Below are 15,560 nucleotides of genomic sequence, written 5' to 3'. Positions count from 1 at the left end.
ATCGTACTCTACGTGCGCAGTGTTGATGGTGATACCACGAGCTTTTTCTTCCGGAGCGCTGTCGATCTTGTCGAAGTCGACCTTGGCCGAACCGAAAACTTCGGAGCAGACGCGGGTCAGAGCAGCGGTCAGAGTGGTCTTACCGTGGTCAACGTGACCGATGGTGCCAACGTTGACGTGCGGTTTGTTACGTTCGAATTTTTCCTTAGCCACGACAGTAAACCTCTTACTTAAAGGGCGGGATTAGCCTTGTTTTTTAACCAGTGCTTCGACGATGTTCGCCGGAGCCTCTGCGTACTTGGAGAATTCCATGGAGTAGCTGGCGCGACCCTGGGACATGGAACGAACGTCGGTCGCATAACCGAACATCTCGCCCAGCGGAACCTCGGCACGGATAACCTTACCGGACACCGAATCTTCCATACCCTGGATCAGACCACGACGACGGTTCAGGTCACCCATCACGTCACCCATGTAATCCTCAGGAGTCACCACTTCCACTTGCATGATCGGCTCGAGCACCTTGCCGCCACCCTTCTGGGCCAGCTGCTTGGTCGCCATGGAGGCAGCGATCTTGAACGCCATCTCGTTGGAGTCGACGTCGTGGTAGGAACCATCGAACACGGTAGCCTTCAGGCCGATCAGCGGATAGCCGGCAACAACGCCGTTCTTCATCTGCTCTTCGATACCCTTCTGGATAGCCGGGATGTATTCCTTCGGTACCACACCACCAACGACCTCGTTAGTGAACACCAGGCCTTCAGTGATGTTGCCCTTGTCGTCCACGTCCGGAGTCGAGAAGCGAATCCAGCAGTGACCGAACTGACCGCGACCACCGGACTGACGAACGAACTTGCCTTCGATCTCGACAGCGTCCTTGGTGATGGTTTCACGGTAAGAAACCTGCGGCTTACCGATGTTGGCTTCAACGTTGAATTCGCGCTTCATGCGGTCAACGAGAATGTCCAGGTGCAGCTCACCCATACCGGAGATGATGGTCTGACCGGTTTCCTCGTCAGTCTTGACGCGGAACGACGGGTCTTCCTGAGCCAGCTTGCCCAGTGCGATACCCATCTTCTCCTGGTCAGCCTTGGTTTTCGGCTCTACAGCCACCGAAATTACCGGCTCCGGGAAGTCCATACGCTCAAGGATGATCTGCTTCTCTGGATCGCACAGGGTTTCACCAGTGGTAACGTCCTTCATGCCGATCAGAGCCGCGATGTCACCAGCGCGCACTTCTTTGATCTCTTCACGCTGGTTGGCGTGCATCTGCACCATACGACCAACGCGCTCTTTCTTGCCTTTCACGGAGTTGATGACCGACTGGCCAGACTCCAGAACGCCCGAGTAAACGCGAACGAAGGTCAGAGTACCTACGAACGGGTCGGTTGCGATCTTGAACGCCAGAGCGGAGAACGGCGCTTCATCATCAGCATGACGCTCGTCGTACTGCTCAGCAGTGATCTCTTCCTTCGGCGTATCGATCAGATCAGGGTGGATACCCTTGATCGCCGGGATCTCGGTCGGAGCCGGCAGGAAATCGATAACGGCGTCGAGAACCAGGGGAACACCCTTGTTCTTGAACGAAGAACCGCAGACAGCAGGGACGATCTCGCTCGCCAGAGTACGGGCGCGCAGACCAGCCTTGATGTCTTCGACGGACAGGTCGCCTTCTTCAAGGTACTTGTTCATCAGCTCTTCGCTGGCCTCGGCAGCAGCCTCGACCATGTTGTTACGCCACTCGTTGGCCAGGTCTACCAGCTCGGCAGGAATCTCTTCCTCTCGGTAGGTAGTGCCCTTGTCGTCATCGTTCCAGTAGATAGCCTTCATCTTGATCAGGTCGACCTGACCTTCGAAGTTATCTTCGGCACCGATGGCAATCTGGATTGGAACCGGGGTGTGACCCAGACGGTTCTTGATCTGACCGACAACGCGCAGGAAGTTGGCACCGGCACGGTCCATCTTGTTCACGTAGACGATACGTGGAACACCGTACTTGTTGGCCTGACGCCATACGGTTTCGGACTGCGGCTCAACGCCCGAAGTACCGCAGAACACAACGACAGCGCCATCGAGTACGCGCAGGGAGCGCTCTACTTCGATGGTGAAGTCAACGTGACCGGGGGTATCGATGACGTTTACGCGGTACTTGTCGTACTGACGACGAGAACCTTCCCAGAAGGTGGTGATCGCAGCAGAAGTAATGGTAATACCACGCTCCTGCTCCTGAACCATCCAGTCGGTGGTCGCGGCGCCATCATGCACCTCGCCCATCTTGTGGCTCAGGCCTGTGTAGAACAGGATCCGCTCGGTAGTGGTGGTCTTGCCCGCGTCAACGTGGGCACAGATACCAATGTTACGGTAGCGGTTAATTGCTGTATTACGAGCCATAAAGCCCTCGCAAGGTTAGTGGAGCCGGAATTAGAAGCGGTAGTGCGAGAAGGCCTTGTTGGCTTCAGCCATACGGTGCACGTCTTCACGCTTCTTGACAGCAGCGCCTTTGCCTTCAGCAGCATCCAGCAACTCACCAGCCAGACGCAGAGCCATGGACTTCTCACCACGCTTGCGCGCGTAGTCCACCAGCCAGCGCATGGCCAGAGCGTTACGACGGGACGGACGAACTTCGACCGGAACCTGGTAGGTAGCACCGCCTACACGGCGGGACTTGACTTCGACCAGCGGAGCGATGGCGTCGAGAGCTTTCTCGAAGATCTCCAGGGGATCGCTGTTCTTGCGTGCTTTGACAGTGTCCAGAGCACCGTAAACGATGCGCTCGGCCACGGCCTTCTTGCCGCTTTCCATCACGTGGTTCATGAATTTGGCGAGGATCTGGCTTCCGTATTTCGGATCGTCCAGGATCTCACGCTTGGCTGCTACACGACGTCTTGGCATTGATAAGCCCTCAAACGGTCTTCAGGTTAGCTCGGGACCAACGGACCATGCCGCGCCCGACCTTACTCTTATCGACTCAACTAAATAAAAAGGTTCAAGCGGTCTTATTTCGGACGCTTGGTACCGTACTTGGAACGACCCTGCTTACGGTCTTTGACGCCGGAGGTATCCAGCGAACCACGCACGGTGTGGTAGCGCACACCCGGAAGGTCTTTTACACGACCGCCACGGATCAGCACGACGCTGTGCTCTTGCAGGTTGTGGCCTTCACCGCCGATGTACGAAGAAACTTCGTAGCCGTTGGTCAGACGCACACGGCACACTTTACGCAGTGCCGAGTTAGGTTTTTTCGGCGTGGTGGTGTACACGCGGGTGCACACGCCACGACGCTGCGGGCAGTTCTGCAGCGCAGGCACGTCGGATTTCTCGACGATACGCTTACGCGGCTGACGTACCAGCTGGTTGATAGTTGCCATCTACTAGCTCCACTGTTGTCTTTCGACGCTCACAAATAAAGATGGCAGAGCCAAACGCCCTGCCAAATTTAGGGGTGCATGAGTCTAAAGAGACCCACGCCCCCAGTCAAGGCAAAGCCCCGCTAGCGAACTAGCGAGGCTTCGTCTCAATCTCCGCTGGAGTTCAGCGCTTCGGTCAGTGCGGCTTCCACCTCACTGGCGCTGACACGTACCGGTTTGTCGGCATCACGCTTGCGCTTGCGCTCGCTGTGATAGGCCAGACCGGTACCGGCCGGGATCAGACGACCCACGACCACGTTCTCTTTCAGACCACGCAGGTAGTCGCGCTTGCCAGTAACCGCTGCCTCGGTGAGGACGCGAGTGGTTTCCTGGAAGGAGGCCGCCGAGATGAACGACTCGGTCGACAGCGACGCCTTGGTGATACCCAGCAGTACACGGGTGTACTTGGCGATGAACTTGTCTTCCTCGGCCAGACGCTCGTTCTCGCCCAGAACCTGGGTGAGCTCCATCTGGTCGCCCTTGATGAAGGACGAATCGCCGGACTCGCTGACCTCGACCTTACGCAGCATCTGACGCAGGATGGTCTCGATGTGCTTGTCGTTGATCTTCACGCCCTGCAGACGGTAAACGTCTTGGATCTCGTTGACGATGTACTTGGCCAGCGCGCTGACACCCAGCAGACGCAGGATGTCGTGTGGATCGCTCGGACCGTCGGAGATCACTTCACCCTTGTTGACCTGTTCACCTTCGAACACGTTCAGGTGACGCCACTTCGGAATCAGCTCCTCGTACGGATCGCTGCCATCGGTCGGGGTGATGACCAGACGGCGCTTGCCTTTGGTCTCCTTGCCGAACGAGATGGTGCCGCTGATCTCTGCCAGGATCGACGCTTCCTTCGGACGACGGGCTTCGAACAGGTCGGCAACACGCGGCAGACCACCGGTGATGTCGCGAGTCTTCGAGGTTTCCTGCGGGATACGGGCGATAACGTCACCGACCGCGATCTGCGCACCATCCGCAACGCCGACCAGGGCGTTGGCAGGCAGGAAGTACTGGGCCGGTACGTCAGTACCCGGCAGCAGCAGCTCCTTGCCATTGGCATCGACCATCTTGATGGCCGGACGAATGTCCTTGCCAGCAGCCGGACGATCCTTCGGATCGAGAACCTCGATGTTGGTCAGACCGGTCAGTTCGTCGGTCTGGCGCTTGATGGTGATGCCCTCCTCCATGCCGACGAAGGTCACGATACCCTTCATTTCGGTCACGATCGGGTGGGTGTGCGGGTCCCACTTGGCGACGATGGCGCCAGCGTCGACCTTGTCGCCTTCCTTCACGGAAATCACGGCACCGTACGGCAGCTTGTAGCGCTCGCGCTCACGGCCGAACTCGTCAGCAACGGCCAGCTCACCGGAACGGGAAACCGCCACCAGATTGCCGTCGACACGCTCGACATGCTTCAGGTTGTGCAGACGGATGGCACCACCATTCTTCACCTGGACGCTGTCGGCAGCCGAGGTACGGCTTGCAGCACCACCGATGTGGAAGGTACGCATGGTCAGCTGGGTACCCGGCTCACCGATCGACTGGGCAGCGATAACACCGACCGCCTCACCAATGTTCACCTGATGACCACGAGCCAGATCGCGGCCGTAGCAGGCGGAGCAGATACCGTAGCGGGTTTCGCAGGTGATCGGCGAACGTACGACGACTTCGTCGACGCTGTTCAGCTCGATGAACTCGACCCACTTCTCGTCGATCAGGGTACCAGCCGGCACGATGATCTCGTCGCTGCCCGGCTTCGGCACGTCCTTGGCGATAACACGACCCAGTACGCGCTCACCGAGCGGCTCGACCACGTCGCCACCTTCGATGTGCGGAGTCATCAGCAGACCGTGCTCGGTGCCGCAATCGATCTCGGTCACCACCAGATCCTGGGCCACGTCGACGAGACGACGGGTCAGATAACCGGAGTTCGCGGTCTTCAGTGCGGTATCCGCCAGACCTTTACGAGCACCGTGGGTGGAGATGAAGTACTGCAGTACCGACAGACCTTCACGGAAGTTCGCCGTGATCGGCGTTTCGATGATGGAACCGTCCGGCTTGGCCATCAGACCACGCATACCGGCCAGCTGACGAATCTGGGCAGCGGAACCCCGCGCACCGGAGTCGGCCATCATGTACATGGAGTTGAAGGACTCCTGCTCGACGGTCTTGCCTTCGCGATCGACCACCGGCTCTTTCGAGAGGTTAGCCATCATCGCCTTGGAGACTTCGTCGTTGGCCTTCGACCACAGGTCGATCACCTTGTTGTACTTCTCGCCCTGGGTGACCAGGCCGGAGGCGTACTGCGATTCGATTTCCTTCACTTCCTCGGTAGCGGCGTCGATGATGCGCGCTTTTTCGTCCGGGATAACGAAGTCGTTCACGCCGATCGACACACCGGAGATGGTCGAGTAGGCGAAACCGGTGTACATCAGTTGGTCAGCGAAGATGACGGTGTCCTTCAGACCCACGGTGCGGTAGCACTGGTTGATCAGCTTGGAGATCGCCTTCTTCTTCATCGGTTGGTTGACCACGTCATAGGACAGACCGGCCGGTACAACCTGGAACAGCAGCGCGCGGCCGACGGTGGTGTCGACGATGCGGGTGTTCTTGCTGATCGAACCGTCTTTCTCTTTGACGGTTTCGTTGATACGCACTTTCACTCGGGCGTGCAGGGACGCTTCGCCAGCGCGGAACACGCGGTCGACTTCCTGCAGGTCAGCGAATACGCGACCTTCGCCCTTGGCGTTAACGGCTTCACGGGTCATGTAGTACAGACCCAGAACCACGTCCTGCGACGGCACGATGATCGGCTCGCCATTGGCGGGCGAGAGGATGTTGTTGGTCGACATCATCAGCGCGCGCGCTTCCAGCTGGGCTTCCAGCGTCAGCGGCACGTGAACGGCCATCTGGTCACCGTCGAAGTCGGCGTTGTACGCGGCGCAGACCAGCGGGTGCAGCTGGATCGCTTTACCTTCGATCAGAACCGGCTCGAACGCCTGGATACCCAGACGGTGCAGGGTCGGCGCACGGTTGAGCAGGACGGGGTGTTCGCGAATGACTTCGGCGAGAACGTCCCAAACCTCGGGCAGCTCGCGCTCGACCATCTTCTTGGCAGCCTTGATGGTGGTCGCCAGACCACGGGCTTCCAGCTTGCCGAAGATGAACGGTTTGAACAGCTCCAGCGCCATCTTCTTCGGCAGACCGCACTGGTGCAGACGCAGGGTCGGGCCTACGGTAATTACCGAACGACCGGAGTAGTCCACGCGCTTACCGAGCAGGTTCTGACGGAAGCGACCTTGCTTACCTTTGATCATGTCGGCCAGCGACTTCAGCGGACGCTTGTTCGAGCCAGTGATGGCGCGACCGCGACGGCCGTTGTCGAGCAGGGCGTCGACCGCTTCCTGCAGCATGCGCTTTTCGTTGCGCACGATGATGTCCGGCGCCGACAGATCGAGCAGGCGCTTCAGACGGTTGTTACGGTTAATCACGCGGCGATACAGATCGTTCAGATCCGAGGTCGCGAAGCGGCCACCATCCAGCGGTACCAGCGGACGCAGGTCCGGCGGCAGAACCGGCAGAACGGTCAGCACCATCCACTCCGGCAGGTTGCCGGAGTCCTTGAAGGCTTCCATCAGCTTCAGGCGCTTGGACAGCTTCTTGATCTTGGTCTCGGAGTTGGTCTGCGGAATTTCTTCGCGCAGTCGGCCGATCTCGTGATCCAGGTCGATGGCGTGCAGCAGCTCGCGCACGGCCTCGGCGCCCATACGCGCGTCGAAGTCGTCACCGAACTCTTCGAGGGCTTCGAAGTACTGCTCGTCGTTCAGCAGCTGACCCTTTTCGAGGGTGGTCATGCCCGGGTCGATCACCACGTAGCTCTCGAAATAGAGCACGCGCTCGATGTCACGCAGGGTCATGTCCATCAGCAGGCCGATACGGGACGGCAGCGACTTGAGGAACCAGATGTGGGCGACCGGCGAGGCCAGTTCGATGTGCGCCATGCGCTCACGACGAACCTTGGCCAGGGCGACTTCAACGCCGCACTTCTCACAGATCACACCGCGGTGCTTGAGGCGCTTGTACTTGCCGCACAGGCACTCGTAGTCCTTGACCGGGCCAAAGATCTTGGCGCAGAACAGGCCGTCGCGCTCTGGCTTGAAGGTACGGTAGTTGATGGTTTCCGGCTTTTTAACTTCACCGAACGACCACGAACGGATCATCTCAGGCGAGGCCAACCCGATGCGGATGGCGTCGAACTCTTCGATCTGACCCTGGTTTTTCAGCAAATTCAGTAGGTCTTTCAAGGCCTTTCCTCCTGGCGGAGCAGAGAGCGGGCTAACCGCCCCGCTCTCCTCACGTCACGTGTTATTCGGTTTCCAGATCGATGTCGATGCCGAGCGAACGGATCTCTTTGATCAGCACGTTGAAGGACTCGGGCATGCCCGGCTCCATGCGGTGATCGCCATCCACGATGTTCTTGTACATCTTGGTACGGCCGTTCACGTCGTCCGACTTCACGGTCAGCATTTCCTGCAGGGTGTAGGCGGCGCCATAGGCTTCCAGCGCCCAGACCTCCATCTCCCCGAAACGCTGACCACCGAACTGTGCCTTACCACCCAGCGGCTGCTGGGTAACCAGGCTGTAGGAACCCGTGGAACGCGCGTGCATCTTGTCGTCCACCAGGTGGTTCAGTTTCAGCATGTACATGTAGCCGACCGTGGTCGGGCGCTCGAACTGGTTACCGGTACGACCGTCGAACAGGCGCATCTGGCCGCTCTCCGGCAGATCAGCCAGCTTCAGCATGGCCTTGATCTCGGTTTCCTTGGCACCATCGAACACGGCAGTCGCCATCGGTACGCCGCCTTTCAGGTTCTTCGCCAGCTCGAGGATCTCGTTATCGGAGAACTCGTCGAGGTTTTCCTGACGACCACCGATCTCGTTGTAGATCTCGGCGAGGAACTTGCGCAGTTCGGCGATCTTGCGCTGCTCTTCGAGCATGCGGTTGATCTTCTCGCCCAGGCCCTTGGCCGCCAGGCCCAGGTGGGTTTCGAGAATCTGACCGACGTTCATACGCGACGGTACGCCCAGCGGGTTGAGGACGATGTCGACCGGCGTACCGTTGGCATCGTGCGGCATGTCTTCGACCGGCATGATCACCGAGACCACACCCTTGTTACCGTGACGACCGGCCATCTTGTCACCCGGCTGGATGCGACGGCGGATAGCCAGGTAAACCTTGACGATCTTCAGCACGCCCGGCGCCAGGTCATCGCCCTGTTGCAGCTTGCGCTTCTTGTCTTCGAACTTGTCGTCGAGCAGCTGACGGCGGTCGGAGATGTAGGCCTGGGCCTTCTCCAGCTGCTCGTTCAGCGCGTCGTCGGCCATGCGCAGTTTGAACCACTGGCCACGCTCGAGACCGTCGAGGAACTCGTCGGTGATCGCACTACCTTTCTTCATGCCAGCGCCGCCTTCGGCAATCGCGCCAACCAGAGCGGAACGCAGACGTTCGAAGGTCGCGCCTTCGACGATGCGGAACTCTTCGTTGAGGTCCTTGCGGATCTCGTCGAGCTGCTCTTTCTCGATGGCCAGGGCGCGGCTGTCGCGCTCAACGCCGTCACGGGTGAAGACCTGTACATCGATGACGGTACCTTTGGTGCCAGTCGGCACGCGCAGGGAGGTGTCCTTCACGTCGGACGCCTTCTCACCGAAGATCGCACGCAGCAGTTTCTCTTCCGGAGTCAGTTGGGTCTCGCCTTTCGGGGTGACCTTACCAACCAGGATGTCGCCCGGGCCGACTTCGGCGCCGACGTAGACGATACCGGCTTCGTCCAGCTTGTTCAGAGCAGCTTCACCGACGTTCGGGATATCCGAGGAGATCTCCTCTGGGCCGAGCTTGGTGTCACGCGCCACACAGGTCAGTTCCTGAATGTGGATGGTGGTGAAGCGGTCTTCCTGAACCACACGTTCGGACAGGCAGATGGAGTCTTCGAAGTTGAAGCCGTTCCACGGCATGAACGCAACGCGCATGTTCTGACCCAGCGCCAGTTCACCCATGTCGGTGGACGGGCCGTCAGCCATGATGTCGCCACGCGCAACCTGATCACCTTTGCTGACCAGCGGACGCTGGTTGATGCAGGTGTTCTGGTTGGAGCGGGTGTACTTGGTCAGGTTGTAGATGTCGACACCGGCTTCGCCAGTTTCGACTTCGTCATCATTGACACGAACCACGATACGGCTGGCGTCGACCGAGTCGATCACGCCACCACGACGGGCCACGACGCAGACACCGGAGTCACGGGCGACGTTGCGCTCCATGCCGGTACCGACCAGCGGCTTGTCGGCGCGCAGGGTCGGTACAGCCTGACGCTGCATGTTCGAACCCATGAGTGCACGGTTGGCGTCGTCGTGCTCGAGGAACGGAATCAGCGAGGCAGCGACGGAAACAACCTGCTTCGGCGAAACGTCCATGAGGGTGACGTCTTCCGGCGCCTTCACGGTGAATTCGTTCAGGTGACGTACGGCAACCAACTCGTCGATCAGCTGACCTTTGTCGTTCAGCGTCGCGGACGCCTGAGCGATCACGTGGTCGGCTTCTTCGATGGCGGACAGGAAAACGATCTCGTCGGTGACCTGACCTTCCTTGACCACACGGTACGGGCTTTCCAGGAAGCCGTACTGGTTGGTGCGGGCATAGGCCGCCAGGGAGTTGATCAGACCGATGTTCGGACCTTCAGGGGTCTCGATCGGGCACACACGGCCGTAGTGGGTCGGGTGTACGTCGCGGACTTCGAAGCCTGCACGCTCACGGGTCAGACCACCTGGGCCGAGTGCGGAGACGCGGCGCTTGTGGGTGATCTCGGAGAGCGGGTTGTTCTGGTCCATGAACTGCGAGAGCTGGCTGGAACCGAAGAACTCCTTCACCGCCGCTGCAACCGGCTTGGCGTTGATCAGGTCTTGCGGCATCAGGCCTTCGCTTTCGGCCATCGACAGACGCTCTTTGACCGCACGCTCAACGCGCACCAGGCCCACACGGAACTGGTTCTCGGCCATCTCGCCCACGCAACGTACGCGACGGTTACCCAGGTGGTCGATGTCATCGACGATACCTTTGCCGTTACGGATGTCGACCAGGGTCTTCAGCACCGCAACGATGTCTTCGCGGCTCAGCACGCCCGAACCTTCGATCTCGGTACGACCGATACGACGGTTGAACTTCATGCGGCCGACGGCGGACAGGTCGTAACGCTCGGCGCTGAAGAACAGGTTGTTGAACAGGGTCTCGGCAGCATCCTTGGTTGGCGGCTCGCCCGGACGCATCATGCGGTAGATCTCGACCAGCGCTTCCAGCTGATTGGTGGTGCTGTCGATCTTCAGCGTGTCGCTGATGAACGGACCACAGTCGATATCGTTGGTGTACAGCGTCTCGAAGCGCACGACCTGAGCCTTGGCCATCTTGACCAGCAGGTCGGCGGTCAGCTCGGTGTTGCACTCGGCGATGATTTCGCCGGTGGCCGGATGCACGACAGCCTTGGCAGTGGTGCGGCCAATGACGTACTCGAGCGGAACGTCCAACTCTTTGATGCCAGCCTTGTCCAGCTGGTTGATGTGACGGGCAGTGATACGACGGCCCTGCTCAACGATCACCTTGCCGTTCTGGTCCTTGATGTCCTGGACCGCCACTTCACCGCGCAGACGCTGCGGTACCAGCTCCAGGCTCAGGCCTTCGCTCTTAACGTGGTAAACGTTGGTGTCATAGAAGGCATCCAGCACCTCTTCAGTGCTGTAACCCAGCGCGCGCAGCAGAACGGACGCCGGCAGTTTGCGGCGACGGTCGATACGCACGAATACCGCGTCTTTCGGGTCGAACTCGAAGTCCAGCCAGGAACCGCGGTAAGGAATGATGCGCGCGGAGTACAGCAGCTTGCCCGAGCTGTGAGTCTTGCCACGGTCGTGGTCGAAGAACACACCTGGGGAGCGGTGCAACTGGGAAACGATCACACGCTCGGTACCGTTGATGACGAAGGTACCGTTCTCGGTCATGAGCGGGATTTCGCCCATGTACACTTCTTGCTCTTTGATGTCCTTGATCGCTTTGTTCGACGATTCTTTGTCGAAAATGATCAGACGCACCTTCACGCGCAGCGGCACGGCGAAGGTCACGCCACGCAGGACGCACTCCTTGACGTCGAACGCCGGCTCGCCCAGGCGATAGCCGACGTACTCCAGAGCGGCGTTGCCGGAGTAGCTGATGATCGGGAATACCGATTTGAAGGCCGCATGCAGGCCGATGTCACGGAACTGTTCCTTGCTCGCCCCTTGCTGCAGGAATTCGCGATAGGAATCCAGCTGGATGGCCAGGAGGTAAGGCACATCCATGACATCCGGCAACTTGCTAAAGTCCTTGCGGATACGTTTTTTCTCAGTGTATGAGTAAGCCATCAGCGTTCCCCAGCTTGGTCACCTGCTTATTTGGCCAACGCCGGCGGCGGTGACCAGAAAATCGTGCAAACCCTCGGTTTGCGGCCGCCTCTTTGGCGGGATCTTTCCTGCTCCAGGCTGACTGACGAACAGCCAACCTAGAACGGAAAAAGGCCGGTGGCAAAAGCCACCAGCCATCAGCCTTATGCGAGTCGCTCGGGCTGTAGACGCAAGGTCGTCGCTTACTTGAGCTCGACTTTGGCGCCAGCTTCTTCCAGCTTCTTCTTGGCGTCTTCAGCAGCTTCTTTGCTCAGACCTTCAGCGACAACCTGAGGAGCGGTATCGACCTTCTCCTTGGCTTCTTTCAGGCCCAGACCGGTCAGCTCGCGAACAGCCTTGATCACGTTCACTTTCTTGTCGCCAGCTTCAGCCAGGACAACGTTGAACTCGGTTTGCTCTTCAGCAGCAGCAGCAGCGCCAGCAGCCGGACCGGCAGCAACAGCAGCAGCAGCGGTAACGCCGAAGGTTTCTTCCATCGCTTTGATCAGCTCAACGATTTCCATAACGGATTTCTGGCCGATAGCTTCGATGATTTGCTCGTTAGTCAGAGACATGACTATCAATTCCTGTATTGGGGTGACGGCCTACGCGACCATCAAATTAAACGTTTGATTTCGAAAGTGCTCACGCCGCCTTAGGCAGCAGCAGCTTCTTTCTGGTCGCGAATAGCTGCCAGCGTGCGGGCGAGCTTGCTGGTGGCGCCTTGAATAACGCTCATCAGCTGCGCGATGCCCTCATCGCGAGTCGGCAGGCTTGCCAGTACGTCGATCTGGTTTGCTGCGAGGTACTTGCCCTCGAACGCAGCTGCCTTGATCTCGAACTTGTCCTGACCCTTGGCAAACTCTTTGAACAGACGAGCAGCAGCGCCCGGGTGTTCGTTGGAGAAAGCAATCAGGGTCGGGCCTTTGAACACGTCGTTGAGCACGTCGAACTGAGTGCCTTCAACGGCGCGCTTGAGCAGGGTGTTACGCACGACTTTCACGTACACACCAGCTTCGCGGGCCTCTTTACGGAGTCCGGTCATTGCGCCGACGGTCACGCCACGGGCATCAGCCACGACAGCGGACAGACCGGCTTTGGCAGCCTCGTTGACTTCAGCGACGATGGCCTTCTTGTCTTCGAGTTTAATTGCCACGGGTTTACTCCTGGTTTTTACCGTTTCGCCGAACCGGAGTTCGGCGGCGTTTTGGTGTCTGATTCGGTAACGAATCGGGAGCACCATCTGCGTAGGCCATCAGGCGAACCTGGTATTTAAAACGCGAGTCACCTACGGTCTTGGACAGCCCCCGCCAGGCAGGGACCCCAATCTTTCCAAGCTGGCAGCTTACTGGCTGCCAGCCCAATCACTTACGCGTCGAGCGAAGCCTGATCGATGATCAGACCCGGACCCATGGTGGTGCTCAGGGTCACGCGCTTGACATAGATGCCTTTCGAAGTCGACGGCTTCAGACGCTTCAGGTCAGCCAGCAGGGCTTCCACGTTCTGCTTCAGCGCAGTGGCTTCGAAGCCAACCTTGCCAACGGAGGTGTGGATGATGCCGTTCTTGTCGGTACGGAAACGCACCTGACCAGCTTTGGCATTCTTGACCGCAGTAGCGACGTCCGGAGTCACGGTGCCGACTTTCGGGTTCGGCATCAGACCGCGCGGGCCGAGAACCTGACCCAGCTGGCCAACAACGCGCATGGCGTCCGGGGAAGCGATGACCACGTCGTAGTTCAGGTCGCCGGCTTTCATTTCTGCAGCCAGGTCGTCCATGCCGACTTTGTCAGCACCGGCAGCCAGGGCTGCTTCAGCGCCCGGACCCTGGGTGAACACGGCAACGCGTACGCTCTTGCCAGTGCCGTTCGGCAGCACGGTAGCGCCACGAACAACCTGGTCGGATTTACGCGGATCTACGCCCAGGTTCACGGCAACGTCGAACGACTCGGTGAACTTGACAGCAGACAGCTCAGCCAGCAGGCCGGCCGCTTCTTCGAAGGTGTAGGCCTTGCCGGCTTCAACCTTGGCCGCGATGGCCTTTTGGCGCTTGGTCAACTTAGCCATTATACACCCTCCACGTTCAGGCCCATGCTACGAGCGGAGCCGGCGATGGTGCGCACGGCCGCATCCAGGTCAGCGGCAGTCAGATCGGCCTGCTTGGTCTTGGCGATCTCTTCCAGCTGAGCACGGGTAACGGTGCCTACTTTGACGGTGTTCGGGCGAGCGGAGCCGCTGCTCAGGCCAGCGGCCTTCTTCAGCAGTACCGAGGCCGGGGTGCTCTTGGTTTCAAAGGTGAAGCTACGGTCACTGTAAACGGTGATGATCACAGGAGTCGGCAGACCAGGTTCCATGCCCTGAGTCTTGGCGTTGAACGCCTTGCAGAATTCCATGATGTTGACACCGTGCTGACCCAGAGCCGGACCAACGGGTGGCGACGGGTTTGCCTGACCGGCTTTAACCTGCAGCTTGATATAAGCCTGAATTTTCTTAGCCATTAGCTACTCCAATTTCGGGTTCGAACGCCTGACGGCTCCCCGAGGTTACTTACGCATTTATCCCAGTGACGACAAAACCCCGCAGCCTAAGGCTGCGGGGTGAGGGATGCTTATGTCAGTTATGCCTTCTCGACCTGACTGAACTCCAGCTCGACCGGGGTAGAGCGACCGAAGATGGTCACTGCAACCTGGATGCGGCTTTTCTCGTAATTCACTTCTTCGACCACGCCGCCGAAATCGGCGAACGGGCCATCTACAACACGAACCATCTCGCCCGGCTCGAACAGAGTCTTCGGCTTGGGCTTGTCGCCATTATCGGCAACACGACGGAGAATGGCTTCAGCTTCTTTCTCGGTAATCGGTGCCGGCTTGTCGGCAGTACCACCAATGAAGCCCATGACGCGCGGCGTATCCTTGATCAAGTGCCAAGTCGCCTCGTTCATCTCCATCTGGACCAGAACATAGCCAGGGAAGAACTTGCGCTCACTCTTGCGCTTCTGACCGTTGCGCATCTCGACCACTTCTTCAGTGGGCACGAGAATTTCGCCGAATTCATCTTCCATTCCAGCGAGTTTCACGCGCTCGATCAGCGAGCGCATCACATGCTTCTCGTAACCCGAGTAAGCATGCACGACGTACCAACGCTTAGCCACGAGACACCCTTAACCAACAATCAGGGAAACAAGCCAACCGAGCAGGGAATCGAGCCCCCACAACAGCAGCGCCATTACCAGAACAACAGCGACCACGATCAATGTGGTCTGCGTAGTTTCCTGGCGGGTCGGCCAAACAACTTTACGAATCTCGACGCGAGCCTCTTTCAGAAGAACCGCGAACGCCTGGCCACGAGCAGTCTGAAACGCCAAGAAAGCAGCAGCAGCGCCCAATGCAACCAGACCCAGAACGCGATACAGAACCGGCTCAGCAGAGAAGTACTGATTACCTACGACACCCACGACAACCAGGGCAGCGACAACCAGCCACTTGACCAGATCAAAGCGAGAGTCTTTGGCTTCAGCCTTAACATTCATTCGAGAGATCCTGTGAAAGACACGCCAGATTCGTTAGAAAATGGCAGGTCAGGAGGGAATCGAACCCCCAACCTGCGGTTTTGGAGACCGCCGCTCTGCCAATTGAGCTACTGACCTAAAGCAAAATCAGGCCGACCATTATGCCGGCCTGAGAGAAACAGATCAAC

The 15,560-nt window shown here is 58.8% G+C and carries 12 protein-coding genes and 1 tRNA gene; all 13 read right to left on the bottom strand.

Annotated features, from left to right (window positions below; all coding sequences use genetic code 11):
* Positions 1 to 213, bottom strand: a 213-nt coding sequence (locus ACJRW5_RS24775; RefSeq protein ID WP_438943780.1) for a GTP-binding protein, incomplete at its 3' end; no start/stop codon positions are given.
* A 30-nt stretch (positions 214 to 243) separates the two neighbouring features.
* The gene (gene fusA, locus ACJRW5_RS24770; RefSeq protein WP_484573124.1) at positions 244 to 2,391 is read right to left on the bottom strand and encodes an elongation factor G; all 2,148 of its coding nucleotides are present in this window, start codon (positions 2,389 to 2,391) and stop codon (positions 244 to 246) included.
* Between the two features lie 30 nt (positions 2,392 to 2,421).
* On the bottom strand, positions 2,422 to 2,892 hold the full coding sequence (gene rpsG, locus ACJRW5_RS24765) for a 30S ribosomal protein S7 (RefSeq protein WP_003246741.1): 471 nt from the start codon (positions 2,890 to 2,892) through the stop codon (positions 2,422 to 2,424).
* A 104-nt stretch (positions 2,893 to 2,996) separates the two neighbouring features.
* Entirely contained in the window at positions 2,997 to 3,368 is a 372-nt protein-coding gene (gene rpsL / locus ACJRW5_RS24760; protein ID WP_004373429.1) for a 30S ribosomal protein S12, read from the bottom strand.
* A gap of 146 nt (positions 3,369 to 3,514) precedes the next feature.
* The gene (gene rpoC / locus ACJRW5_RS24755; RefSeq protein WP_484573123.1) at positions 3,515 to 7,714 is read right to left on the bottom strand and encodes a DNA-directed RNA polymerase subunit beta'; all 4,200 of its coding nucleotides are present in this window, start codon (positions 7,712 to 7,714) and stop codon (positions 3,515 to 3,517) included.
* 61 nt (positions 7,715 to 7,775) lie between these two features.
* Complete coding sequence (gene rpoB / locus ACJRW5_RS24750; protein ID WP_484573122.1) at positions 7,776 to 11,849, bottom strand: DNA-directed RNA polymerase subunit beta; 4,074 nt, start codon at positions 11,847 to 11,849, stop codon at positions 7,776 to 7,778.
* Positions 11,850 to 12,070: 221 nt separating this feature from the next.
* Positions 12,071 to 12,442 carry a 50S ribosomal protein L7/L12 gene (gene rplL, locus ACJRW5_RS24745; RefSeq protein ID WP_484573121.1) on the bottom strand — a complete coding sequence of 124 codons (372 nt, stop codon included), beginning with the start codon at positions 12,440 to 12,442 and terminating at the stop codon, positions 12,071 to 12,073.
* Between the two features lie 80 nt (positions 12,443 to 12,522).
* Positions 12,523 to 13,023 (bottom strand): 50S ribosomal protein L10, encoded by a 501-nt coding sequence (gene rplJ / locus ACJRW5_RS24740; protein ID WP_003463333.1) that lies wholly within the window; start codon positions 13,021 to 13,023, stop codon positions 12,523 to 12,525.
* Positions 13,024 to 13,235: 212 nt separating this feature from the next.
* A complete protein-coding gene (gene rplA, locus ACJRW5_RS24735) occupies positions 13,236 to 13,931 on the bottom strand; it encodes a 50S ribosomal protein L1 (RefSeq protein WP_037057251.1) in 696 nt (231 codons plus the stop codon).
* Positions 13,931 to 14,362 (bottom strand): 50S ribosomal protein L11, encoded by a 432-nt coding sequence (rplK, locus tag ACJRW5_RS24730; protein WP_021488823.1) that lies wholly within the window; start codon positions 14,360 to 14,362, stop codon positions 13,931 to 13,933. The genes rplA and rplK overlap by 1 nt, the downstream gene beginning before the upstream one ends.
* A gap of 119 nt (positions 14,363 to 14,481) precedes the next feature.
* Positions 14,482 to 15,015, bottom strand: coding sequence for a transcription termination/antitermination protein NusG (nusG, locus tag ACJRW5_RS24725; RefSeq protein ID WP_037057253.1), 534 nt, complete (start codon positions 15,013 to 15,015; stop codon positions 14,482 to 14,484).
* A 9-nt stretch (positions 15,016 to 15,024) separates the two neighbouring features.
* Complete coding sequence (secE, locus tag ACJRW5_RS24720; RefSeq protein WP_484573120.1) at positions 15,025 to 15,393, bottom strand: preprotein translocase subunit SecE; 369 nt, start codon at positions 15,391 to 15,393, stop codon at positions 15,025 to 15,027.
* Positions 15,394 to 15,434: 41 nt separating this feature from the next.
* A tRNA-Trp gene (locus ACJRW5_RS24715) sits at positions 15,435 to 15,510 on the bottom strand.
* Between the last annotated feature and the right edge of the window lie 50 nt (positions 15,511 to 15,560).

Origin of the sequence: Pseudomonas pichavaramensis (assembly GCF_050473265.1) — a bacterium.
GTDB lineage: Bacteria > Pseudomonadota > Gammaproteobacteria > Pseudomonadales > Pseudomonadaceae > Aquipseudomonas.
The sequence above is the reverse complement of the archived record's forward strand: the minus strand, read 5'-3'. Positions and strand labels throughout refer to the sequence as shown.